We start from the raw sequence: 23,041 nt of genomic DNA, 5'->3' as shown, positions 1-23,041 counted from the left end.
AATGTTCACGCGTTTTCCTGTTCAATTGGCGGTTGCTGCAGTTGGTCTTCTGATCCTGCCGCCGATCTTGCTGGCGCTCGGCTTGACGATGACGTCCGCGACGGAAGTCGTGGTGTTCGGCATCGCCTGCATGGCGCTCAATATTCTCGTTGGCCACACCGGGCTGGTGTCGTTCGGCCACGGCGCATGGTTCGGGTTCGCAGCCTATGCCGCGGCGCTGATCCAGCTCAAACTGATGCCGGGATCGTTTTTCGGTCCGGCCATTCTCGGCGTTCTGGTCACCAGCGCTGTTGCCATTCCCCTCGGTTATCTGATCCTCCGCAGGCGAGGTGTGTACTTCTCGCTGCTGACGCTTGCGCTGGCCGCAATGCTTTACACGGTGTCTTTCCGCTGGACGGATGTGACCGGTGGCGAGAATGGGCTGGGCGGCATTACGCGACCGTCAATCCTTGGTTTCGATCTCGACTCGCAAACGACCTATTACTGGTTCGTCGCGTTGATCGCGTTCGCAGTATTGTTCCTGCTATGGCGCTTTCACAATTCAACTATCGGCAGCGTCCTTGTCGCGATTCGTGAGAACGAGCAGCGCGCGCGCTTCCTCGGCTATCCGACCAACCGCTACAAACTCGTCGCTTTCACGCTGTCGGCAGCGCTCACCGGACTCGCGGGCATTCTGCTGCTCTACAAGAATCGGATGACCTCGGCAGACCCGGTGTCGGTGGCGTTCTCAGGTGAATTGCTGGCGATGGTCGTGATCGGCGGCATGCGCAGTTTCCTTGGTCCAGCGCTTGGCGCGCTGTTCTATATTCTGTTCCGTGAATTCCTCAGCATCTACACCGAGAATTGGTTGCTCTGGCTCGGCCTCGTATTCGTTGGATTCATTGTCTTCTCACCCACGGGCCTCGTCGGTGTCGGAGAGAAGTTGCTGGCGCCATTCCGCAAGAAAGTCACAGAAGAGGCCGCAATGTCCGCGCGCAAGGTTGAAGCCTTGCCTCTGCCGGAATTTTTACGGCCAAAAACTATAGCCAATGGTCCGGTGCTTGCCGCGCGCGACATGGTGAAAAGCTTCGGCGGTATCAAGGCGGTGCAGGGTGTCAATATTTCGATTGTAGATCGGACTCTGCACGCCTTGATTGGTCCGAATGGGGCGGGAAAGACAACAGCCTTCAACTTGCTGTCTGGCATGTTTCCACCGGATGAGGGCGAAGCCTCATTGATGGGCAAGCCGATCGCGGGACATACACCGGAAGAGATTGCGACCGCAGGCATCGGCCGGTCTTTTCAGATCACCAATCTGTTTCCTGAGCTGACCGTCGAGGAGAACATTCGCCTCGCCGTCCAGGCGCGCAATCCGCACAGATTCGATCCGTTCACAAACGCGCTATCGATCGAAGAGATCAACCGCGAGACTGACGAGGTCATTCGCTATCTCGGCCTTGCGGGGATCGAGAAGGCGCAGGCCGGAGCATTGTCCTACGGCGGGCAACGGCTGCTCGACATGGGCGTGGCTCTTGCTACTGCGCCACGCGTTCTACTGTTGGATGAGCCGCTTGCGGGACTTGCAGCAGCGGAGCGTGAACGCATCGGCGCCATCATCAAGCGTATTTCTGCTGACCTGCCGGTGCTGCTGGTGGAGCACGATATCGATCGCGTGTTCGCGTTGGCTGATCACGTCACCGTCATGAACGAGGGGCGCGTTCTGCTCGACGGAACGGTTGAGGATGCGCGCAGCAGCAAGAAGGTCCAGGAGATCTACATCGGTTCCGGCGCAGCAGCAGTTGCAGCACGTCCGCGAGAGACGTCCGCAAAGGCCGAGGCGCTGCTGACCGTTGAAGGCATCAATACGTTTTACGGCAAGAGCCACATTCTCAACAACGTGAGCTTCACGCTGCATAAGAACGAGATCATCGCGCTGCTGGGCCGTAACGGCGCCGGAAAATCAACGTTGCTGAAGACGCTGGTCGGCATCGCGCCCGCGTCGCATGGTTCGATCAAGCTTGCGGGCTCCGAACTCGTCGGACGCTCTTCGGCTGAATGCGCGCGCCTCGGGATCGGTTACGTGCCGCAGGGGCGTGGTCTGTTCGCCGGCATGACCGTTGAACAGAATCTCGAACTTGGCGGCTTGAAGCGGCAGACCGGAAATGGCGTGCATTGGACGCGGGAGCGCATCTACGAGTACTTCCCACGCATTAAAGAGCGCCTCGATAGTCCAGCGGATTATCTCTCGGGCGGCGAGCAGCAGATGGTCGCCGTCGCGCGCGCTCTTTCGGGCGACGTCCGTGTGCTGCTGCTCGACGAACCGTTCGAGGGATTAGCGCCTGCGGTGGTTGAACAATTGTTCGAGACCTTCGACCGCTTGCGTAACGAAGTTGCGATCATCATCGTCGATCATCATCTCGACTTGGCGCTGGCATTGTCGGATACCACAGTGGCGCTTGAGCGGGGTCGGATCATTCATGAAGGTCCGTCAAAGGCCTTGAGAGACGATCTCGATTTGCGACGCAAAGTGCTGTGGTTGTAAGAACAGAGAAGAAAAACATGTCGAATAATAAAAATGTAGCGATCGTCGGTGTTGGCCTGATCGGCCGGGCGTGGTCGGCGATCTTCGCTCGCGCCGGCTGGAATGTACGGCTGACCGACCCGCACGCGCCGACCTTGAAGGCAGCTCCAGGTCTGATCCGCGATGAGCTCCACGCGCTAAATCGACACGGCCTTGCTGATGATCCTGAAGGTGCTGCGGCACGTATCACGGTGGCTGGGAGTCTGGCAGAGGCGGTGAAAGACGTTTCTTTTGTGCAGGAGAACGGCCCAGAGAAGGTCGAGGATAAGATCGCGATGTTCGCCGAACTCGACCAGCTTGCGCGACCTGACGCGCTGCTGGTGTCTTCGACGTCGGCGATCGTTGCATCGCGCTTTACCGAAAACCTGAAGGGGCGAGCGCGGTGCCTGGTGGGGCACCCGGTCAATCCGCCCCATCTCATTCCGCTGGTCGAGCTTTGCGGCGCGCCATGGACCTCGCCAGAGGCCGTATCGCGCGCCCGCGGAATCTACCGCGAGATCGGACAGGTGCCCGTCACGGTGAATCGCGAGATCAATGGCTTCGTTCTCAATCGCCTGCAGGGCGCCTTGCTCGCGGAAGCATTTCGTCTCGTCGGTGAGGGGTACATCTCCGCGGAAGATCTCGACTACACAGTGAAGGATGGCCTCGGCACACGTTGGTCGTTCATGGGACCGCTGGAGACGATTGAACTCAATGCGCCAGGTGGAATTCCCGATTATTGCGCGCGCTACACCGGCTTTTACAAAGAGCTCGCCGCAGCGTCCGCCGGACCTGATGTCTACGTAAGTCCCAATGCTGATCGCGTCATCAAAGCCTGGCCGCACCAGCCAACACCAGAGCGCATTGCCAAGCTGACGACGTGGCGTAACGAACGTCTTGCGGCTTTGGCCGCACACAAGGCCAAACAGAAGAAGTCCTGATTTAACCGCCCGCAAAGAAGAGAGAAGAAAATGAGCCGTAAAGTCATCATTACCTGCGCCGTGACCGGCGCCATCCATACGCCATCGATGTCGAAGGCCTTGCCGGTGACGCCAGAGGAAATCGCCGATGCAGCCATCGGTGCGGCAGAAGCTGGAGCAGCGATCGTCCATCTTCATGCGCGCAATCCGAAGACTGGCCAGCCCGACCAGAGCCCGGAGGCTTTCGCGCCCTTCCTCAAGGTGATCAAGCAGCGCACCAACGCGGTGATCAATCTTACGACCGGTGGTTCGCCGACTATGACGGTCGATGAGCGCGTTCGCCCAGCAGCTGTCTACAAGCCGGAAGTGGCATCGCTCAACATGGGATCGATGAACTTCGCGTTCTTCGGCATGCTCAATCGCTTCAAGACGTTTGAGCACGAATGGGAGCGCAAGCATGTCGAGAACAAGGACATCGTCTTCCGCAACACGTTCCAGGACATCGAGTACGTGCTGACGACGTTGTCGGGCAGCGGCACGCGTTTCGAATTCGAGTGCTACGATACGGCGCATCTCTACAATCTCAAGTACTTCCTCGATCAGGGGCTCGTGAAGGCGCCGCTGTTTGTTCAGACGGTGTTCGGCTTGCAAGGCGGCACCGGGGCGCATCCAGAAGACGTGATGCACATGAAGCGGACGGCGGATCGGCTATTTGGCGATAAATATGAGTGGTCGGTACTTGGTGCCGGACGCAACCAGTTGCCGATTGCGGCCATGGCGGTTGCTATGGGCGGCAATATCCGCGTCGGACTGGAGGACTCCCTCTGGGCCGCCCCAGGCCGGATGGCGGAATCCAATGCCGAGCAGGTTCGTCTCGCGAAACAGATTGTCGAGGGTCTCGGTCTTAAGATCGCAACGCCGGACGAGGCCCGCGAAATTCTGGATCTCAAGGGCGGCGACACGCTGAACGTCTAATTGGCCGAATTTTTTCGCAACTTTGCCCTCTCTCCTTTTCAGGAGAGGGGGCGAACTTGCTTAATCTGAGATATTTGCACTGCGGCACGGCTCGCCGTATTCTCCGCCCTTCAACGCGTCGGGATCCTTTCGCGCGGTTTTGAATGGAGCGGACGTGACATCAGTTTCAATGCGGATCGGCACGCGCAAGAGCGCCATGGCGCTCGCGCAGACGGAGGAAATCGCGCGCCGCGTGACGGCTGCTTCCCCCAACGTCCAGGTCGAAATCGTTAAATTCGAGACCCGCGGAGACACCGATCAGACCAGCAAATTGCTGTCCCATGGCGGCAAGGGCGGGGCGTTTGTGGCCGAAATCCGTCAGGCGGTGATCGCGGGCGAATTGCACGCGGCGATGCATTCCCTGAAGGATATGCCGGGCAATGAAGACACGCCCGGCCTGGTGATCGGCGCGACATTGGCGCGCGATCCAGCCACGGACGCATTGGTTTTGCGCAAGGGCTTGTCGTTGGAAGATTTGCAGCGCTCGAAGGGCAAGGGCTTCAAGATCGGCACCAACGCCGTGCGGCGCGCAGCCTATGTGCGGCGTCTGTTTCCGGAGATCGAAGTCATTCACTTTCGTGGGGCGGCCGACACGCGGGTTCGCAAGCTTGACGGGCGTGAGATGCAGCGGCTCGTCGGCGGTGGCGAAGTCGGACCGGCCGACGCGCTGATCATGGCAAGGTCGGGGCTTGAGCGAGTCGGTCTTGCGGATCGCATCGCCTATGATTTCTTACCGCAGGAAATGCTGCCGGCGGTGGGACAGGGCATCGTCGCGGTGGAATGTGCTGCGAACGACTGGCAGACGCGGCTGAACCTTTCGCTGATTGATGACCCGGCAGCGCATTTGAGCTCGGATGCCGAGCGCGAGGTGCTTTGGATTCTTAACGGACACTGCAACTCACCGATTGCAGGCTTCTCGACGATCAACGGCTCGGAAATGTCACTCACGGCGTCGGTGCTGGATGAGCAGGGCGGTCACCTGATCGAGGCAACGCGCAGCGGACCGGCCAACAAGCCACGAGAACTCGGACGCGCTGTCGCATTCGATCTTCTGCACAAAGGCGCGTCAGCGATCATTGAACGCTCGCGGCTCGCTTAGAGTTGACGCGTTTTCTTCACGCGAACCGGAAAAGCCACTTCGCTCGAAAACGCTTTTGCCTTTAGCCCTTATAGCTGCGCACTCGTTTCAGCATCTGTTCGACATGTGCAATCGGCGTTTCCGGCTGAATGCCGTGGCCGAGATTAAAGATAAACCGCCCGCCGGCGAAATTTTCCAGCACGTCATCAACCTCGCGATCCAGCGCAGCTCCCCCAGCGATCAGGACGAGCGGATCGAGATTGCCCTGAATCGCGACGCGGCTCTGCACGTGTTCTCGAACAAATGAAGGCTCCGCGGTCCAGTCGATACTGACGCCATTGACGCCGGTGCGCTCGATGTAAGACGGGAGCTGAGCGCCCGCGCCTCGGGGGAAACCGATGATTTTAGCGTCGGGGACTTTCTTGCGAACGCCCTCGACAATGCGGCGTGTTGGTTCGACGGACCATCGTTCGAATTCGCGCGGCGGCAACACACCCGCCCAAGTGTCGAAGATCTGCAGCACGTCGGCACCGGCCGCAAGTTGTCCCAACAGGTATTTAATCGAATTTTCTACCAGGACGTCGATGATCCGCGTGAACGCGTCAGGCTCGCGATAGGCGAGCATGCGCGCGGGAGCTTGGTCTGGTGTGCCTCTGCCCGCCACCATGTAGGTGGCCACGGTCCACGGAGCGCCACAAAATCCGATCAACGCCGTTGTCGGGCTGAGCTCGCTCCGAACACGGCGCAATGCTTCATACACCGGTTCGAGTTTTGCAAAGTCGGCAACTGCTGCGAGCGACTTGATCTTCTCGATTGTGTCGAGCGGATCGAGGCGCGGGCCTTCGCCAACTTCGAAACGAACTTCGCGCCCCAGCGCATGGGGGATGACGAGAATGTCCGAGAAAATGATCGCGGCGTCGAAGTTGAAGCGGCGGATCGGCTGAAGCGTAACCTCGGCCGCAAACTCCGGTGTGAAGCACAGATCGAGAAAGCTTCCCGCCCGCGCGCGTAGCTCGCGGTATTCGGGCAGGTAACGGCCTGCCTGCCGCATCATCCAGACGGGAGGTCCGGGCTGCCGATGGCCGGTGAGAACATCCACAAATGGCTTGGAAGGGGTCTGGGTCAAACGAAATTCCGCTGCTGGAAGATGGAGTTATTGAGGCCCTGATACACCGGCAAACCGGCTTACGCCACCAGTTGAAACCGGAAAATTGGGGCGAATTTCACTGTTCTGGCGTAGCCGGGGCGTCTTTTCTGGCCATTGTCGCGCCCGTGCAAGCTACGCTAACGATAGGGAAAGAACCTAGTGTCCCGATTCCGAAGTTCGCATCATTTCGCTGCACCTTTGTTTGCGAACTTCGGAATCGAAGGACACTACCAAGTTATTGACCTAGTGTGGCTTTGGTTCAGAAGTCCGCATTCCAGACTCGCCGCGCGAATGATGCGGACTTCTGAACCGCCACACTAGGGAGGAGAACGTATGAAAACGGCGATTACGGAATTGTTCGGTATCCAGCATCCCATCATCCAAGGTGGGATGCATTATGTCGGCTTCGCGGAGCTGGCTTCGGCAGTCTCCAATGCGGGCGGCCTCGGGATCATCACCGGCCTGACGCAGCGGACACCGGAGCTGCTTGCTAAGGAAATCGCGAAATGCCGCGACATGACGGACAAGCCGTTTGGCGTGAACCTCACGTTTCTTCCCGCCTTTACGTCGCCCCCTTATCCCGAATACATCGCCGCCATTCGCGAAGGCGGCGTCAAGATTGTCGAGACCGCCGGGCGCAGCCCGGAACAATATATGCCTGCGCTGAAAGCGGCGGGAATCAAGGTCATTCATAAGTGCACATCAGTTCGCCATTCGCTGAAAGCCGAGGCGATTGGTTGCGATGCAGTCAGCGTCGACGGCTTCGAGTGCGGCGGGCATCCCGGTGAAGACGATATGCCGAATATGATCTTGCTGCCGCGCGCTGCGGAGGAATTGAAAATTCCGTTCGTGGCGTCAGGCGGTATGGCCGATGCACGCAGCCTTGTGGCAGCGCTCGCTATGGGCGCTCAGGGCATGAACATGGGCACGCGCTTCATCGCCACCAAAGAAGCGCCGGTCCATGACAACGTGAAGAAGGCGCTGGTTTCGGCCTCTGAACTCGACACGCGTCTGATCATGCGCGCACTTCGCAACACCGAGCGGGTGTTGAACAACAAGAATGTTGAACGCCTTCTGGAGATTGAGCGGGAGAAGGGTGCGAACCTCAAGATCGCAGATATTGTCGAGGAGGTCGCCGGCGTCTATCCCAAGGTGATGATCGAGGGCGACATGGATGCAGGCGCCTGGAGCTGCGGCATGGTGGTTGGATTGATCCACGATATCCCAACAGTGAAAGAGTTGATCGATCGCATCATGCTTGATGCTGAACGCATTATTCGCGGGCGCCTGACGGGATTCCTTGATGGGAACGTCGCTGCGGCACAGAAAGTTGCCTGAGGGACGGATAGTCAAAATGGCGGGATGCGTCCCGCCATTCTCGTTTTTGCTTAGAGAGAATAAGCTTCTTCCATCTGGTCGATGGTGTCGAGTTTGGCGTGGAAGGCCGACCAGTCATCGGTTTCCGCGATCGGCTTCCAGATCGCTTCCACCTCGTCGATCAACATTGTGCAGGCTTCCGATCGCTTGAAGAACGGATGGCCCAGATCGATGTGCGCGCGAGGCGAGAAGTTTTGCAGCATGTCCTTGACCGGCGCGAAGGCCGGGCTGGCATAGTGATCTTTTGACGGGCTTTTAGCAGCGCGATCCGCGCTCGCAAGGCCGCCGAACCAATCGAAGAACGTCTGCTCGAACGGCGCTTTCGTTTCCGACAGGAATATCCAGACGGCACGTGCGAGTTCCGCGTCGTGCTGAGGATCTTTTGATTCAACGCCAAGCCGCTTGAGCAAGGCACTGGTGAACTCCTGGCGCAGAACCGGTTCGAACGTCCCAAGCGCCTCTTCAAGGCCGGAGCGTTCAGCGAGTGGAAGCAGGCATTCGGCAAGGCGCGTCAGATTCCAGAACAGCGCGTCAGGTTGCCGTCCATAAGCATAGAGCCCGGTCTCGTCAAAGTAAGCGGCGGTGAAGGCCGGATCGAGCACGGGTAGAAAACGCCACGGCCCATAGTCGAAGCTCTCGCCGGTGACGTTGATGTTGTCGGTGTTCAAGACGCCGTGAACGAAGCCTGCTGCCATCCATTGTGCGCCAACTCGCGCCACGCGACGACAGACCTCTTCAAGAAACGCTGTCGCACGTGCCGACGTATCATCCTTCCAGATATTCGGCATGTAGGTGCGGATGGTGTAGTCCAGCAGTTTCTCGATGTTGGCGTTATCCTTGAGAAAGGCCTGGCGCTGAAAGCTGCCGATCCGGATATGCGAGTGACTGAGCCGAACGAGCACCGAGGAACGTGTCGGAGATGGCTCATCGCCGCGAATGAGCGACTCGCCAGTCTCAATGAGGCTGAACGATTTCGAGGTGTCCACGCCCAAGGCCTGCAGCATCGAGGTCGCGAGAACTTCCCGCACGCCGCCCTTCAGTGTGAGACGTCCGTCGGCCGTGCGCGACCACGGTGTCTTGCCGCTTCCTTTGGTGGCGAGATCAAGCAGGCGGCCATCGCGCACATCGCGCAATTGCGCGAACAGGAAGCCACGTCCGTCGCCAAGCTCGGGATTGTATACGCGGAATTGATGGCCGTGATACCGTAGCGCCAACGGTTGCGCGAAGCTGTCAGGCAGCGGCGTGAAACGGCCAAAATGCGCGATCCATTCTTCATCAGTCAGCGTGTCCAGGCCAACGGATTTGGCTGCGCGCTGGTTGCGATAGTGCAGAATGTGTTGGGGAAACGAAGCCGGAGCGACGATGTCGTAAAAGTCGGGACCGAGAGCGGAATGGTTGGTCGCGGCACGATACAGGGGAGAGGCGGGCATCAAAAGCTCGAATGATGGACAATACCAATCCCCAGCATAACGGATAGAACCGTATTCGGGTTCAAAAAAGAAGGCTGGAATGATGGATCATCAGGGGCAATTGCGGGTCACACAGGAGCTGTCACGGCATATTCTGCCGACATCGGCAACCATGATTGGAATCTGCACGACGTTCATCGGTCTGGTCAAACTGGTGGAAGCCAGAATCGGTCCCAGTCACGTCGATGAATATGCCGCGCTCGCTGCGCTACTGTTTCTTGTGAGCGCGGCGGCGTCGTACTTGTCGATCCGCTTTGCAGATAGGAAGCCACTGGGTGCGCGGTGCGAAAAGCTGGCCGATCAGTTCTTTCTGACGGGGCTGTTCAGCATCACGATCATCGCAATGCTGTTCGCCTATGAGGCGATCTAGATCGCACGAGGCAACCTAAACCGCCGAAAATGGTTCAGAACGGCAGGTGGCCGCTCTTGAAGTAGTACATGGCAAGAAAGCCGATCACGAGTCCGACCAGAACACCAAGCGCGACTTTCATCGAACAATCCTCTCATTGCAGGCGCGGATCGAGCGATGCTTCGTCCGCGCCTGGCTTTTAGTGAATCTCGGCGGAGCGGGCCAGTGCCTCTTTGAGCTTCTCTAGAGAGAACTCGGGGCTGCGGGCGATACCAAGAATTGGCTCCTCGCGGCGTGCGCAAAGCTCCGCAGCTTCCGGCAGTTTCGCTGCAAGATTGGCCGGGATCACGATGGCTCCGTGCTGATCGGCATGAATCAGATCATTTGATCGGACAGTCATGCCGTGGACAGAAACGTCGTCGCCGAAACCGTCGAGATGAACATAGGCGTGAGATGGATTGAGCATTCCGGCGAGGGCCTGGAATCCCGGAGCCCATTGCGGGATGTCGCGGATCGATCCGTCCGTGATGACACCAAGGCAGCCAAGGGCCTTGTGGACGGAGCTGTTGACCTCGCCCCAGAATGCGCCAAAGCCGATATTCGCGCCGTCCAGATCCTGGATCACGCTGATCCGGGGGCCAGGGCCAGTGCCCGCATATTCATAATAGGCCAGCCGTTGCGCCCGTGCATCGGCCGGGGACAGGCTGGACGCCGATGCGGAGCGGATCGTCGCGGTTCGGGCATAGCCCACCATCGGGGGCAGGTCCGGGAACGGGCAAACGAACGGCTTGCTGGTAAAGCCGGTCAGGCGGCGCTCAGGGGCGATAACTTCCATCGCATTGCAAATCGTGGGGGTGTCATAGCGGGCCAGTTCTGCGAGCAATGCAGCAGGAAGTGGTTCGGTCACGGGTTTCATCTCCTGGTTTGATTTTGTTTGCTGTCCCGATCCGGACGAACGGTCGCGGGGCGAGTTTGCCGCTCCTCGCGTCAGGCAGCAAGCTTTCGAAAGGATGGACGCGGGCGCCATCCCATGTTTTGTGTAGGGTGAAATATCGTCGATGCGATGATGTCCGGATCGGTGGCGCGGCGGTATAGAAAACTGACAAAAATATCAGGGGATGAAATGGCAACGAACAAGAAGAAGCTTTTGATCGTGGAGACGATGTCACCGGGCGGCTGGGCGCTGTTCAAGGAGCGCAGCGACATCGAGGCGATTGAATTTCCCAACACCATCTCGGCTCCGGATTTCAATGCGATGCTGCGGCAGCATGCGCCGGTCAACGGCGTTGCGCTGGGCGGAACGCGGTTTGGCCCGAATGAGATCGAGTCATCAGGCGAAATGATGGTGGTTGCGCGCATCGGTGTCGGATACGACGCAGTCGATGTGCCCGCGCTGAGCTCCAAGAATATTCCGTTGATGACGGCGGGCACTGCCAACTCTCCCTCGGTCGCTGAAGCTGCCTTGTTCATGATGATGGCGCTGGCCAAACGTGCCGCCGAACTCGACGAGATGGTGAAAGCCAATCAATGGAACAAGCGGCTCGGCGCCATTCCGTTCGACCTTCTCGGCAAGACGGCACTCGTCGTTGGCTTTGGCCGCATCGGCACCCGGCTGGTCAAGCGGCTGCTGGCGATGGAAATGAACGTGCTGGTCTATGACCCGTTCAAGACGAATGAAGAGATCCAGAACGCTGGCGCGGAATGCGTGACCGATCTGGACGCCGCGCTGTCTCGCGCCGACTTTGTATCGCTTCATTGTCCGAAGTCTCCGGCGACGGTCGGGTTGATTAGCGCCAACCAGCTTAAGCAGATGAAACGCACGGCGTATCTGATCAATACGGCTCGTGGCGGTATCGTTGACGAGAAGGCGCTCTACACCGCGCTGACTGAAGGCATGATCGCCGGCGCAGGGCTTGATGTATTCGAGCAGGAGCCGCCGCCAGCAGATAATCCGCTCCTAACGTTGTCTAACGTGATCACGGCGCCGCACCTCGCGGGCGTGACGCGCGAAGCGCTTGATCGCATGGGTCTGCAAACTGCACGCAACATCATCAGCGCGCTGGATGGCGCTCCCATTCGCGAGAACGTCATCAATCAAGACGTCCTGAACTGACGTCCTAACTGGACGTGTGACATGCCGCTGCAAAATCGCGTGACGCCGTTCGGCGAGATCGTCTCCACGCCGCACCGCGGCCGCTTTACCGGCAATCGCGGGATCATCCATGATCCGGCGACGCGAACGTTACTCAACCGGCGTTGGTCGTCGAAGGCGTGGATTACTTGCGTCTGCGAGTTCAAAGGCCGCAGACGCAAGGTCATGAGTGGAAGAAGCTGGACCGAATTATTCTTCCTCGATGAGGCAACCGCGTTCGCGGCGGGGCATCGGCCGTGTTTTTATTGCCGGCGTGCGGATGCCGTGGCGTTTCGGGATGCGTGGGGCGAAGGGAACGGGCACGCTCAGCCCTATGCCAAAGAGATCGACGAAATCCTTCACCGTGAACGGCTGGATCGCCACGTCAAGCGTCACCATCCTTTGCCAATGCCAGCGCGAGAGTTGCCTAATGGCACGATGATCACCACGGGTGAGAAGAGCTTTCTCATCGCCAACGGCGAAGCGTGGCTGTGGTCATTTACCGGTTACAGCCCCGCGTCCGAGCCTTTCGATGACACAAGGCTGCTGACGCCGCCATCCATCATGAATGCGTTCCGGGTGGGATATCGTCCTGATATTCACGCCAGTGTAGCTCTATCGAGCGCTGAAGCGCTCGCGGTCAAGCAGAACCGCTAGCCAGCCCCACCGCCCAGAGCGCAAACGCATAGGCGATCGCGATCTCATCAAGCCGGTTGAAGCGTCCTGACGCGCCACCGTGGCCTGCGCCCATATTGGTGCGCAACAGAACGGGGCCGCCACCGGTCATCGTCGGACGCAATCGCGCGATCCATTTCGCAGGCTCCCAATAAGTCACACGCGGATCGGTGAGACCACCCATCGCAAGAATGGCCGGATAGTCCTTCGCCGCAACGTTGTCGTAGGGCGAGTAGGAGAGGATAGTTTTGAAATCGTCCGCGCTCTGAATGGGATTCCCCCATTCAGGCCACTCCGGCGGCGTCAGTGGCAACGTATCGTCGAGCATCGTGTTGAGCACATCGACGAACGGCACCTCTGCGACGATGCCAGCGAACAATTCGCCCGCGCGGTTGGCAACGGCGCCCATCAGCATGCCGCCGGCACTGCCGCCGTGGCCGATAAGCTTTTTCGCGGATGTGTATTTCTGCTCGATCAGTGCACGGCCAGCGGCCGCAAAATCATCGAACGTATTCGTCTTTTTCTCGCGCTTGCCGTCGAGATACCAGCCCCAACCCTTGTCCGATCCTCCGCGAATATGCGCGATGGCATAGACAAATCCGCGATCGACAAGCGACAATCGATTTGCCGAGAACGACGCAGGAATGGCGTGGCCGTACGACCCGTAACCATACAGCAGCAACGGCGCGCTGCCGTCACGAACCAGTCCTTTGCGATGAAGGATGGACACCGGCACCTGCGCGCCATCATGGGACGTCGCCATGATGCGAGTGGTCACATAGTCCGCTGGGTTATGGCCGGACGGAATTTCCTGGCGCTTACGCAAGGTACGTTCGCGGCTGACCATGTCGTAGTCGAAGACTTCCGACGGTGTGGTCATGGACGAATAGGAAAAGCGCAAGTTCGTTGTGTCGAACTCGTAGCCGCCTAACGTGCCGAGCGAATACGCTGCCTCATCAAAGGCAATGGCGTGCTCATCGTTTGTTCTGAGATCGCGGATGACAATGGAGGGAAGAGCATTCGCCCGCTCCAGCCGGATCAAATGGTTCGCGTAAAGTTCTACGTCGATAACGTAGATCCCAGTGCGATGCGGGATCAGATCGCGCCAGTTCGATCGCTCAGGCGCATTCAGCGGTGCGGTCACGATTTTGAAATCGATCGCGCTGTCTGCATTGGTGAGAATAAACAGCTCATCACCGCGATCCGATACGGAGTACTGCACGCCTTCCTCGCGCGCCGCGACCAGCCGCGGCGGCGCGTCGGGATAGGCGAGGTCTATCAGCCGCTGTTCCGAGGTTTCGTGATCGCCACCGGCGATGACGCAGAACCGGCCACTGGCACTCTCGTGGATGTGGGTAAACCACCCGGAATCTTTCTCTTCATAGATGAGAAGGTCGTCCGATTGCAGTGTGCCGAGCCGATGAAGGTAGACCTGCATCGGACGATGGTTGTCGTCGAGCATGACGTAGAAGAATGATTTGGAGTCGAGGCTCCACACCACGCCGCCGTCCGTTTCCTCGATGACGTCGTCGCTGTCCTGGCCTGTTTCCCAATCACGGACCCGGATGGTGAAATATTCCGAGCCCTTAATATCGGCGCTCCAGGCCTCGAGCTTGTGATCCGGGGAGTGCCTTGCTCCGCCAAAATTAAAATATTCGCTTTGCGACGCCAGTTGGTCGCCGTCGAGAATGATGCGCTCATCGCCACCATTGCGCGCCGAGCGGCCGATCATCTCATGCTGGCCGCCTTCTCGATATTTGTGGAAATAGGCGAACGGGCCGTCAGGCGAGGGGACGCTGGAATCGTCTTCCTTGATGCGGCCGCGCATTTCAGCGACCAGCGTCTTCTGAAGTTCAGCCGTGTGTCCCAGAACGGATTCAGTATAGGCGTTCTCTGCTTCCAGATAACTCCGGATGTCTGGCTTTAGAATAGAGGGATCCCGCAGGACCTCCTGCCAGTTCTCATCCTTCAGCCAGGCATAGTTGTCGGTAACGGTGGTGCCATGGCGGGTGAAGCTGTGCGGACGGCGCGGCGCGGTAGGCGCCGCAGCCGGTTGTCGAATGTTCATGCGTTCTGCCTTCAGAACCGGGACAATGGGACAGGTTAGCTATTCGTATTTGCCGAGGATGCAATCCCTGCGAGGGAGAGAACCGTGTGCAGCAGCACATTCGCGCCCGCCGCGCAGTCCGCCTGTGTCGCGTCCTCGATCTCGTTGTGGCTGATGCCATCCTTGCACGGCACGAAGATCATGGCTGCGGGCATAACAGTTGCCAGGTTACAGGCGTCATGTCCCGCGCCAGACGTGATACGGCGATTGGAGAAGCCTAGTTCCTTGGTCGCGTTTTCGACGGCGGCAACAAGTTTCGGGTCGAAAATCGTGGGTTCCTTACGCCAGACCTGATTGAGGTCGATCGTCACCTTGCGCCGCTTCGAAATCTCTTCAATCGCGGCTTGCAATCCGCTGTGCAGCTTGTCCAGCGTCGCTGCTTCAGGGCTGCGGATGTCGACGGTAAATTTGAGGTCGCCTGGGATCACGTTGCGCGAGGGATTGTCGATGATGATTTCACCGACGGTTCCGGCTGCGTTCGGCCCATGCTCCTTCGCCAGTCTCTCGACCGTGAGAACGAATTCCGCAAATGCCGCCAGCGCGTCACGACGCAACGGCATAGGCGTCGTCCCCGCATGGCTTGCGAAACCGGTGATCACGCCGTCGTACCACATGATGCCCTGGCCACGGTCTACGACCCCGATGGTTTTGTTTTCGGCTTCCAGGATCGGTCCCTGTTCGATGTGCAGTTCGACGAAGGCGCTGAATTTCTGTTTCCCAACCGGCTCGGCCCCGCGATAGCCGATAGTGTCGAGTGCTTCGGCAACAGTGATGCCGTCGATATCCTTACGGCCGAGGATGTTTTCGGTCGTGTACTCGCCAGCATACGCGGCGGAGGCCATCATGGCTGGCGCGTAGCGTGAGCCTTCTTCGTTGGTCCAATTGCAAACGCAAATGGGCGCTTCGGTCTCGATGCCTGCGTCATTCATGGCGCGGACGACTTCGAGCGCGGCCAATGTGCCGAGGATGCCGTCATATTTGCCGCCGGTCGGCTGGGTGTCGAGGTGCGAGCCGATTCCGATGGGAGCCTTCGACATGTCGCGGCCGGGACGCAAGGCGAACATGGTGCCCAATGCGTCAACGCGAACTTCGCAGCCAGCAGCTTCGCAGGCAGCGCGAAACCAGTCACGCACCTGCTTGTCTTCTGCACCGAGGGTCAGGCGCCGCACGCCACCTTTAGGCGTGCCACCGAATTTCGCTGTTTCGTGAATGTCATTCCACAGGCGCGCGGAATCGATCTGAAGATTGGATTTTGTCTTGCTCATGAGTCCTCGATAACCCAGGTTTGGATGGAATACATCCCGCGAAAAGGCGGATCAGGTGTGCCGGTGGGCGGGGCGTTTGCGGGCTTTGGCAGCCTTGCCGTCGGTGTCGGTAGGAATCATCACCACGCGCCCGTAGCGAACGCCACGCTCTGCAATGACGTGATCGGCGAGATGTTGCACCTCTGATGTCGGCCCTTTCAGGGCCGTGATCTCCATGCAGTTGTCATTGTCCAGATGGACATGCAGCGTTGCTAGCGACAGGTCGTGGTGATCATGGAAGTTATTGACCAGGCGGCTTGAGAGATCTCGCGCTGCATGATCGTAGACATAAACCAGAGCAGCGACGCATTCGCCGGATTTTCCGGCGTCCTGAGCGGCCTGCTGCATGCCGGCGCGGGTAAAGTCGCGGATAGCCTCCGAGCGATTTTGATAGCCATGCTGTTCGATCATGCGATCAAGCTCTTCCACCAGATCGTCGTCAAGGGTGATCGTCACACGCTGCATGGAGAAACTCCGCATTGGAAAAGTATGATGATTTGTTGACATTGTCATACATGGCATGTCAGCTTGCCCGCGCCGGGCTATTGTTTTTAAGAAGCGTTGTGGGTGGTGGGCAAGGTCAAAGATCAGGTGGTCAGTCATGGGCGTGTCGCTCGTGGCGACTCATAGTTCATCGTCAGTTCGATGGCGGCCCGCGGGAATTGCAGTCCTTGCCTCATTTGTCGCCTTCGTGCCTTCTGCATCTGCACAGGATGCGGATTCCTCGACCGGCGCGACAGCACTGCCGACCGTAGATGTGGTCGCAAGCAGGCAGCGCGTGGCGCCCGCCACCAACCAGCAAGTTGATCAAGGGGTGTCCGCACCTGCGGACTCGACGGATGCGACGGCCAATCCCCCCGTCTTGTCCGCGAGCGAGAAGACTTTCACCGGTACGCAGGTCAATGATCGGCCGTTTTCCCGGCCGGCCGAAGCGCTCGAAGTGGTCCCGGGGCTGATTATCACGCAGCACAGCGGTGACGGCAAAGCCAATCAGTACTTCCTTCGCGGCTTCAACCTGGATCATGGAACGGATTTGGCGATTACTGTCGATGGCATGCCCGTCAACATGCGGACCCACGGGCACGGGCAGGGTTACGCCGACCTCAATTTCCTGATTCCCGAATTGATCGGATCGGTGAATGTGAAGAAGGGGCCATACTTCGCGGATGAGGGGGATTTCTCCTCCGTCGGCGCGGTCAACGTTAGCCTTATCGACACCGTCAAGAAATCCATGGCTCTGGCCACCGTGGGCAGCTTTGGATACGGCCGGATTCTCGGAATTACGTCGGCCAAAGCGGGCGAGGGCAATTTGCTCGTGGCTGGTGAAGTCAACACTTATAACGGTCCTTGGGACTATCCCGACAAGCTTCGAAAGCTGAATGCTGTCGTTCGTTTCACCGAAGGCACTGCGGACAACGGCTTGTCGCTGACGGGCATGGCTTATTCCAACCGCTGGAATGCAACAGATCAAGTGCCGTTGCGTGCCATTACATCCGGCTTGATTGGGCTCTATGGGGCTCTCGATCCGACCGATGGCGGCAACTCCGACCGTTTCTCGATTTCCGGTCGGTGGGCCCAGTCAGACAAAGAGGGCTCCTCCAAGGTCAACTTTTACGCAATCAAGAGTTCGCTCAACCTCTATAACGATTTCACATTTTTTCTCAGCGATCCGATGAATGGAGACCAGTTTCACCAGCACGACGATCGGGTGGTCGCGGGTGTCGACGCATCTCATACGTTCAACAGCTTATTTGCTGGACTTCCGATGCAGACCGAAATCGGAATTCAGAGCCGTTACGATGATATCAATGTGTCATTGTCCAACACGCTTCAGCGACAGTTCCTGTCCGGCACACGCAGCGACAAGGTGAAAGAGGCAAGTGCCGGTGTGTTCGTGCAGAACACGATCCATTGGACGGACTGGTTCAGGAGCTATGTGGGTTATCGCGGCGACTTCTATAACGCCAACGTCAATTCGCTGCTCGATCCAGTCAACTCCGGTAATGCCAATGCGTCCATTGGCAGTCCAAAGTTTGGGCTCGTGTTCGGCCCGTTTGCCAAGACAGAGTTTTTCTTCAACGCAGGCGAGGGCTTTCACAGCAACGATGCGCGCGGCGTGACCATCAAGGAATCGCCAACCGATGGGTCGCCGGTGGACGCGTCGCCGTTTCTGGTCAAGACGCGCGGCGCGGAGGTCGGGATCAGGACACGGGCTATTGCGAACCTCGATAGCTCGGTCAGCATGTTTGTGCTCGATTCCGCATCAGAAATTTTGTTTGTCGGCGACGCGGGGGATACCGAACCCAGTCGACCGAGCCGCCGCTACGGCGTCGAGTGGACCAATCGTTACAAGCCATATTCCTGGCTGAGTTTCGATGGTGATCTCGCTGTGACGCATGCGCGTTTCCGGGGTGACGATTCTGCTCAAGCGGCCGCCTACGCGGAGCTGGCTGGCTATCCGCAGGTCCAGATTGGAAACGCCCCGGGAAACTTCATCCCTGGTGCACCCAATATGATCGCCTCGGCCGGCATGAGAATAGGCGAAGCAACCGGCTGGTTTGCGGCCTTGCGCTATCGCTATTTCGGTCCACGGCCGCTGACGGAAGATGGCGCGTTCGTGTCGCCTGCGACAGGGCTTCTAAATGGACAAGTTGGCTATCGTTTCGAAAATGGATGGCGCATTCAATTGGATGCCTTCAACCTGACAGACAGCAAGTCCGACCAGATCACATATGCCTATGGCTCTTTGCTGAAAACCGACGCGTTGTACGCTCAGTGCACTGGCCCGGCTGCAGGACGGCCGCCCACGGCTGTTTGTGAAACCGGTGTCATGGACCGCGTGCTGCATCCGGTCGAGCCGCTGGCAATCCGTCTCACCCTTGCGGGACAATTCTGACAAAGGACTTCGCGAGACCATCTTTTCGGATATGGTCAGCCGTCAAAGAGAGAACGCCGGGTATGTTTGGAATTCTGGGGCTTGGTTTCGTGCTGGGGATGCAGCATGCGCTGGAAGCCGATCACATCGCAGCCGTGTCCAGCATCGCGGCCCGCAGGACCAATGTTGGAGACATTGTCCGGCACGGACTGACATGGGGGCTTGGCCATACCATCACGCTCTCTCTGTTCGCTGGTGCAGCCATTCTCCTGGGGCATGCAATTCCGGAGCATCTTGCGCAGCCGCTTGAGGGGGCCGTCGGCATCATGATGGTGGGACTTGGTGCCCATGTGCTCTGGCGGCTGTGGCGGGATCGCGTGCATTTCCACGCTCACGGTCATGGTGATGGGACGGTGCATCTTCATGCACACAGCCACGCCGAGGATACGGTGCCGCACGCGCGCAGCACACATTCGCATGCGCATGGTTTCCGTTGGCGGTCCCTGTTTGTGGGGCTCATGCACGGCATGGCAGGATCTGCGGCGCTCCTCGTGCTCGCCGTTTCGCAGGTCGAAAAGCCGTTTCAGGGCGTTCTCTATATCGTGCTGTTCGGGATCGGATCGATGATCGGGATGGGCGCACTATCAACGGTTATCGCATTACCGTTGGCAGTGTCTGCGCGTTTCCTCACTTGGGCCAATCATGCGCTTCAAGCCGTAGTAGGGATCGTCGCCATATCGATCGGAGCCATGACGATTCACGCGACGCTTCTCTCGTAATTCTCTATCTCTCTGAGAATTGAGACCTATTGCCGCACATGCGGCAATGCGTTGCGCCGCAGTACACAGCAGGACGTTTCATCGCTTTTCTTTCGCGCCGTTTTCGTGGATCATCGATCCACGACAAAAAAACAACGGCAGGTTCTGACATCGATCACGAACCGCAAGGGGAGCGCTCTCTATGATTCACAAGACACGTGTGAAAACCGCGATTGCGGCAGCAATGCTGGCTCTGTTCGGCAGCGCCGTGATGGCGCAGGATTATCCGACCAAGCCGATCACACTAATCGTGCCGTGGCCGGCTGGCGGTTCGACGGACATTGCGATGCGGGCCATAGCGGATGCGGCATCAAAACACCTCGGCCAGCCGATTGCCGTGGATAACAAGGCCGGTGGCGGAGGGACGGTTGGCCCGGCGACAATGGCTGCTGCTGCGAAGCCTGACGGTTACACGATCTCTCAGATTCCGATCACGGTATTTCGCCTGCCTCTGATGCAACAGGTGTCGTGGGATCCCAGCAAAGACTTCACTTACATCGTCCATCTGACCGGTTATACCTTTGGCGTGACGACCAATGCGGACTCGCAATTCAAGACGTGGAAGGACGTCGTCGATTTCGCCAAGCAAAATCCGGGCAAGGTGACTTACGCGACTCCGGGCGCGGGGACGTCGCTGCATATTGGTATGGAGCAGATTGCCGGCATGGCTGGCATCAAGCTGACGCAAGTTCCGTTCAAGGGCGGTGCGGAGACCAATGCGGCCGTGCTGGGCAATCACACCATGCTGCAGGCTGACTCCACCGGTTGGAAGCCGTTGGTCGATGCCGGCAAGCTTCGTCTGTTGATGGTGTGGACCGACAAGCGCTCACCGAACTTCCCGGACGCGCCGACGCTCAAGGAACTCGGCTATCCGATGGTCTACGATTCACCTTTCGGGATCGCCGGACCGAAGGGCATGGATCCGAAGATCGTTGCCAAGCTTCATGATGCTTTCAAGAAGGCCATCGAGGATCCTGCCGTCATCGCAATACTTGCGAAGTATGACATGGTGCCAAACTACAAGAGCACCGAAGATTATAAAAAGTTCGTCGTCGAAGTCACCGAATCCGAGCGCAAGGTGATCGACAACCTTGGACTGAGCAAGAAGACGAATTGAGCCTACGCACAGAGCAAGACCTGCGGCCATTGCCGTCACGGGTCTCGCATTTGGCATGTTTGCGGGAGGCGGTACGCTATGAACGGTTCTGGCGATACGAAAAATGGACTGAACAACTCTGAGCTATGGGGCGGAGTGGTCGGGTTTGCGCTTGGTGTGTTCGTGATCCGGTCGGGCTACAGCCTCAACATCGGCAGCATCCATGATCCTGGATCGGGCTATGTGCTATTCTACACCGGAATTCTGATGTGCCTGTTCGCAGGGACGATCATCGTCTCGGCTGTTACTGAGGGCGGACCGACGCTTGGATCGTTGTGGGCTGGCACCCGGTGGACCAAGCCGCTCCTTGTGATCGTATGCCTCGCGGCATTCTCGTTTCTGCTCGAGCCGCTCGGCTTTCTTCTGACGTCGATCCCGCTGATGTTGGTGCTGTTGCGCATTATTGACCCGGTTCGCTGGACGCTGGCAGTTCCGCTCGCGGTTCTCGCACCGCTTGTCATGTGGTGGATCCTGAAGAGGGGGCTTCTCATCCAATTGCCGGTTGGCATGTTCGATATCGGTTGAGGCCTGCGCCATGGATGTTCTTCTCAATGTCGGGCATGGATTTGGTGTCGCGCTGCAGCCGATCAATCTGCTCTACTGTTTCATTGGTGTCTTTATCGGCACGCTGGTTGGCGTGCTGCCGGGTATTGGTCCGATCTCGGCGATGTCGCTGCTGCTGCCGGTCACGCTGTCGAGCAGTCCGGAGTCCGGCATCATTATGATGGCCGGTATCTATTATGGCTCGATGTATGGCGGATCGACCACGTCGATCCTCGTCAACATTCCCGGTGAGGCCGCATCGGTCGTGACCTGTCTCGATGGTCACCAGATGGCGAAGCAGGGAAGGGCGGGGCCAGCGCTCGGCATTTCCGCGCTGGGCTCATTCATTGCGGGCACTTTCGCGCTCGTCGCGTTGATGCTGATCGCGCCGTCGCTCGCTAATCTGGCGGTGGCTTTCGGCCCGGCTGAATATTTCAGCCTGATGGTGCTGGGTCTTGTCGTGTTGACATTCCTCACGCAAGGCTCAATGGCCAAGGCGTTGCTGATGGCCTGTGTGGGTGTGGTGCTTGGTCTGATCGGGCTCGACAGCATCACCGCTATGCCGCGGCTGACGTTCGGCCGCGTCGAATTAATTGACGGCATCGGTCTTGTGCCCGTGGTGATGGGGTTGTTCGGCGTTGCCGAAGTTCTCCTCAATATCGAGCAGGTGATCAAGCGCGATGTCATCGACGCGAAGATCACGCAGCTATTGCCCAACAGGGCCGACTGGAAGGCGAGCACGGGTCCGATTGGCCGCGGAACGCTGCTTGGCTTCTTTCTCGGGATTTTACCTGGCGGTGGAGCAGTGGTCGCAGCCTTTGCGTCTTATGCGCTTGAGAAGCGCTTGTCGCCGACGCCTGAGCGTTTCGGCAAGGGAGCGATCGAGGGGGTTGCGGGGCCGGAAGCTGCGAACAACGCGGCCGCGGGCGGTGCTTTCATTCCGCTGATGACGCTGGGCATTCCGCCGAACGTGGTGATGGCCTTGCTGCTGGGCGCGTTCGTGATCCACGGTCTGCAACCGGGGCCGCTGATGATCACGCAAAATCCTGGGCTGTTCTGGGGGATCATCGCCAGCATGTACATCGGCAACGCCATGTTGCTGATCTTGAACCTGCCTCTGATCGGCATGTGGGTTCAATTGCTGAAGCTGCCTTACAACGTACTGTTTCCCTTGATTCTGTTGTTCACAATCATCGGGGTCTATTGCAGCGGCAACAATGTCTTCGACGTTTATGTCATGGTTGGGTTTGGCGTCATCGGATATTTCATGCGCAAGTTCGGCTATGAGCCGGCGCCGCTCGTTCTGGCATTCGTGCTGGGGCCGATGATGGAGAACAACCTGCGCAAATCGCTGATTCTGTCGCAGGGCGATCTCATGACGTTCTTACAACGTCCGATTTCCGCAGTCTGTCTTGCGTTTGCCGCAGTTCTTCTGATCGGCCCGCTGCTGCCATCGCTGCGCAAGAAGCGTGAACTCGTCGCGCTCGATGAAGGAGCGTGACCTGGCTCCTTCACTCCGAACGGAACTTATTGTTATCC

General features: G+C 58.5%; 19 protein-coding genes. 13 read left to right on the top strand and 6 right to left on the bottom strand.

Annotation, left to right across the window (positions count from 1 at the left end; all coding sequences use genetic code 11):
• Position 1 precedes the first annotated feature (1 nt).
• From ACZ5C3_RS19830 to hemC, 4 genes are all read left to right on the top strand, one after another.
• The gene (locus tag ACZ5C3_RS19830) at positions 2 to 2,521 is read left to right on the top strand and encodes a branched-chain amino acid ABC transporter ATP-binding protein/permease (protein WP_464032342.1); all 2,520 of its coding nucleotides are present in this window, start codon (positions 2 to 4) and stop codon (positions 2,519 to 2,521) included.
• Between the two features lie 17 nt (positions 2,522 to 2,538).
• Positions 2,539 to 3,480, top strand: coding sequence for a 3-hydroxyacyl-CoA dehydrogenase (locus ACZ5C3_RS19825; RefSeq protein WP_464032340.1), 942 nt, complete (start codon positions 2,539 to 2,541; stop codon positions 3,478 to 3,480).
• Positions 3,481 to 3,510: 30 nt separating this feature from the next.
• Positions 3,511 to 4,434, top strand: coding sequence for a 3,5-dioxohexanoate:acetyl-CoA acetone transferase (gene kce, locus ACZ5C3_RS19820; RefSeq protein WP_464044234.1), 924 nt, complete (start codon positions 3,511 to 3,513; stop codon positions 4,432 to 4,434).
• A gap of 169 nt (positions 4,435 to 4,603) precedes the next feature.
• The gene (gene hemC, locus ACZ5C3_RS19815; protein WP_464038382.1) at positions 4,604 to 5,572 is read left to right on the top strand and encodes a hydroxymethylbilane synthase; all 969 of its coding nucleotides are present in this window, start codon (positions 4,604 to 4,606) and stop codon (positions 5,570 to 5,572) included.
• Positions 5,573 to 5,633: 61 nt separating this feature from the next.
• On the opposite strand, the gene hemE is transcribed toward hemC, so the two are convergent.
• Positions 5,634 to 6,677 (bottom strand): uroporphyrinogen decarboxylase, encoded by a 1,044-nt coding sequence (gene hemE / locus ACZ5C3_RS19810; RefSeq protein WP_464032339.1) that lies wholly within the window; start codon positions 6,675 to 6,677, stop codon positions 5,634 to 5,636.
• A gap of 354 nt (positions 6,678 to 7,031) precedes the next feature.
• Between hemE and ACZ5C3_RS19805 the strand changes: the two genes are divergently transcribed.
• On the top strand, positions 7,032 to 8,036 hold the full coding sequence (locus tag ACZ5C3_RS19805) for an NAD(P)H-dependent flavin oxidoreductase (protein WP_464032337.1): 1,005 nt from the start codon (positions 7,032 to 7,034) through the stop codon (positions 8,034 to 8,036).
• A gap of 50 nt (positions 8,037 to 8,086) precedes the next feature.
• Here ACZ5C3_RS19805 and ACZ5C3_RS19800 read toward each other — a convergent pair whose 3' ends face one another.
• Positions 8,087 to 9,505, bottom strand: a complete 1,419-nt coding sequence (locus ACZ5C3_RS19800; protein WP_464032335.1) for a protein adenylyltransferase SelO — start codon at positions 9,503 to 9,505, stop codon at positions 8,087 to 8,089.
• 79 nt (positions 9,506 to 9,584) lie between these two features.
• Here ACZ5C3_RS19800 and ACZ5C3_RS19795 point away from each other — a divergent pair, with 79 nt between their 5' ends.
• Positions 9,585 to 9,914 (top strand): hypothetical protein, encoded by a 330-nt coding sequence (locus ACZ5C3_RS19795; protein WP_464032333.1) that lies wholly within the window; start codon positions 9,585 to 9,587, stop codon positions 9,912 to 9,914.
• A gap of 178 nt (positions 9,915 to 10,092) precedes the next feature.
• Here the strand turns inward: ACZ5C3_RS19795 and ACZ5C3_RS19790 are convergent, their stop codons facing one another.
• Positions 10,093 to 10,809, bottom strand: a complete 717-nt coding sequence (locus ACZ5C3_RS19790) for an RraA family protein (protein ID WP_464032331.1) — start codon at positions 10,807 to 10,809, stop codon at positions 10,093 to 10,095.
• Positions 10,810 to 11,016: 207 nt separating this feature from the next.
• On the opposite strand from ACZ5C3_RS19790, the gene ACZ5C3_RS19785 reads away from it, so the two are divergent.
• Both ACZ5C3_RS19785 and ACZ5C3_RS19780 read left to right on the top strand, forming a co-directional pair.
• Complete coding sequence (locus tag ACZ5C3_RS19785; protein ID WP_464032329.1) at positions 11,017 to 12,006, top strand: hydroxyacid dehydrogenase; 990 nt, start codon at positions 11,017 to 11,019, stop codon at positions 12,004 to 12,006.
• A gap of 21 nt (positions 12,007 to 12,027) precedes the next feature.
• Positions 12,028 to 12,681: a hypothetical protein gene (locus ACZ5C3_RS19780; protein ID WP_464032327.1), complete on the top strand. Its 654-nt coding sequence runs from the start codon at positions 12,028 to 12,030 to the stop codon at positions 12,679 to 12,681.
• Here the strand turns inward: ACZ5C3_RS19780 and ACZ5C3_RS19775 are convergent.
• The 3 genes from ACZ5C3_RS19775 to nikR are packed head-to-tail and all read right to left on the bottom strand — an operon-like array spanning position 12,665 to position 16,575.
• On the bottom strand, positions 12,665 to 14,767 hold the full coding sequence (locus ACZ5C3_RS19775) for a S9 family peptidase (RefSeq protein ID WP_464032325.1): 2,103 nt from the start codon (positions 14,765 to 14,767) through the stop codon (positions 12,665 to 12,667). The two genes, ACZ5C3_RS19780 and ACZ5C3_RS19775, sit on opposite strands and share 17 nt — an antisense overlap.
• 35 nt (positions 14,768 to 14,802) lie before the next feature.
• Complete coding sequence (locus ACZ5C3_RS19770) at positions 14,803 to 16,071, bottom strand: allantoate amidohydrolase (RefSeq protein WP_464032324.1); 1,269 nt, start codon at positions 16,069 to 16,071, stop codon at positions 14,803 to 14,805.
• Between the two features lie 51 nt (positions 16,072 to 16,122).
• Positions 16,123 to 16,575, bottom strand: coding sequence for a nickel-responsive transcriptional regulator NikR (gene nikR / locus ACZ5C3_RS19765; protein WP_464044793.1), 453 nt, complete (start codon positions 16,573 to 16,575; stop codon positions 16,123 to 16,125).
• Positions 16,576 to 16,711: 136 nt separating this feature from the next.
• On the opposite strand from nikR, the gene ACZ5C3_RS19760 reads away from it, so the two are divergent.
• The 5 genes from ACZ5C3_RS19760 to ACZ5C3_RS19740 all read left to right on the top strand — a co-directional run bounded on the left by ACZ5C3_RS19760 (position 16,712) and on the right by ACZ5C3_RS19740 (position 23,003).
• Positions 16,712 to 19,006: a TonB-dependent receptor gene (locus ACZ5C3_RS19760; RefSeq protein WP_464044233.1), complete on the top strand. Its 2,295-nt coding sequence runs from the start codon at positions 16,712 to 16,714 to the stop codon at positions 19,004 to 19,006.
• A gap of 62 nt (positions 19,007 to 19,068) precedes the next feature.
• A complete protein-coding gene (locus tag ACZ5C3_RS19755; RefSeq protein WP_464032322.1) occupies positions 19,069 to 19,764 on the top strand; it encodes a sulfite exporter TauE/SafE family protein in 696 nt (231 codons plus the stop codon).
• Positions 19,765 to 19,945: 181 nt separating this feature from the next.
• Positions 19,946 to 20,920 carry a Bug family tripartite tricarboxylate transporter substrate binding protein gene (locus ACZ5C3_RS19750; protein WP_464044232.1) on the top strand — a complete coding sequence of 325 codons (975 nt, stop codon included), beginning with the start codon at positions 19,946 to 19,948 and terminating at the stop codon, positions 20,918 to 20,920.
• A 78-nt stretch (positions 20,921 to 20,998) separates the two neighbouring features.
• Positions 20,999 to 21,484, top strand: coding sequence for a tripartite tricarboxylate transporter TctB family protein (locus ACZ5C3_RS19745; protein ID WP_464032320.1), 486 nt, complete (start codon positions 20,999 to 21,001; stop codon positions 21,482 to 21,484).
• A 10-nt stretch (positions 21,485 to 21,494) separates the two neighbouring features.
• Positions 21,495 to 23,003, top strand: coding sequence for a tripartite tricarboxylate transporter permease (locus tag ACZ5C3_RS19740; RefSeq protein WP_464032318.1), 1,509 nt, complete (start codon positions 21,495 to 21,497; stop codon positions 23,001 to 23,003).
• Positions 23,004 to 23,041 lie beyond the last annotated feature (38 nt).

The organism is Afipia dichlorophenoxyacetatis (assembly GCF_055386385.1).
Note: the sequence above shows the minus strand (reverse complement) of the source record. Positions and strands in the feature narration are given on the sequence as shown.

Excerpts from the sequence above, each read along its gene's own strand:
- ACZ5C3_RS19770 (WP_464032324.1), bottom strand. The coding sequence starts at position 16,071 with ATGAGCAAGACAAAATCCAATCTTCAGATCGATTCCGCGCGCCTGTGG.
- ACZ5C3_RS19825 (WP_464032340.1), top strand. The coding sequence starts at position 2,539 with ATGTCGAATAATAAAAATGTAGCGATCGTCGGTGTTGGCCTGATCGGC.
- ACZ5C3_RS19785 (WP_464032329.1), top strand. The coding sequence starts at position 11,017 with ATGGCAACGAACAAGAAGAAGCTTTTGATCGTGGAGACGATGTCACCG.
- ACZ5C3_RS19780 (WP_464032327.1), top strand. The coding sequence starts at position 12,028 with ATGCCGCTGCAAAATCGCGTGACGCCGTTCGGCGAGATCGTCTCCACG.
- nikR (WP_464044793.1), bottom strand. The coding sequence starts at position 16,575 with ATGCAGCGTGTGACGATCACCCTTGACGACGATCTGGTGGAAGAGCTT.
- ACZ5C3_RS19805 (WP_464032337.1), top strand. The coding sequence starts at position 7,032 with ATGAAAACGGCGATTACGGAATTGTTCGGTATCCAGCATCCCATCATC.
- ACZ5C3_RS19795 (WP_464032333.1), top strand. The coding sequence starts at position 9,585 with ATGATGGATCATCAGGGGCAATTGCGGGTCACACAGGAGCTGTCACGG.
- ACZ5C3_RS19800 (WP_464032335.1), bottom strand. The coding sequence starts at position 9,505 with ATGCCCGCCTCTCCCCTGTATCGTGCCGCGACCAACCATTCCGCTCTC.
- hemC (WP_464038382.1), top strand. The coding sequence starts at position 4,604 with ATGCGGATCGGCACGCGCAAGAGCGCCATGGCGCTCGCGCAGACGGAG.
- ACZ5C3_RS19830 (WP_464032342.1), top strand. The coding sequence starts at position 2 with ATGTTCACGCGTTTTCCTGTTCAATTGGCGGTTGCTGCAGTTGGTCTT.
- ACZ5C3_RS19750 (WP_464044232.1), top strand. The coding sequence starts at position 19,946 with ATGATTCACAAGACACGTGTGAAAACCGCGATTGCGGCAGCAATGCTG.
- ACZ5C3_RS19760 (WP_464044233.1), top strand. The coding sequence starts at position 16,712 with ATGGGCGTGTCGCTCGTGGCGACTCATAGTTCATCGTCAGTTCGATGG.
- kce (WP_464044234.1), top strand. The coding sequence starts at position 3,511 with ATGAGCCGTAAAGTCATCATTACCTGCGCCGTGACCGGCGCCATCCAT.
- ACZ5C3_RS19775 (WP_464032325.1), bottom strand. The coding sequence starts at position 14,767 with ATGAACATTCGACAACCGGCTGCGGCGCCTACCGCGCCGCGCCGTCCG.
- ACZ5C3_RS19745 (WP_464032320.1), top strand. The coding sequence starts at position 20,999 with ATGAACGGTTCTGGCGATACGAAAAATGGACTGAACAACTCTGAGCTA.
- ACZ5C3_RS19790 (WP_464032331.1), bottom strand. The coding sequence starts at position 10,809 with ATGAAACCCGTGACCGAACCACTTCCTGCTGCATTGCTCGCAGAACTG.
- ACZ5C3_RS19755 (WP_464032322.1), top strand. The coding sequence starts at position 19,069 with ATGTTTGGAATTCTGGGGCTTGGTTTCGTGCTGGGGATGCAGCATGCG.
- ACZ5C3_RS19740 (WP_464032318.1), top strand. The coding sequence starts at position 21,495 with ATGGATGTTCTTCTCAATGTCGGGCATGGATTTGGTGTCGCGCTGCAG.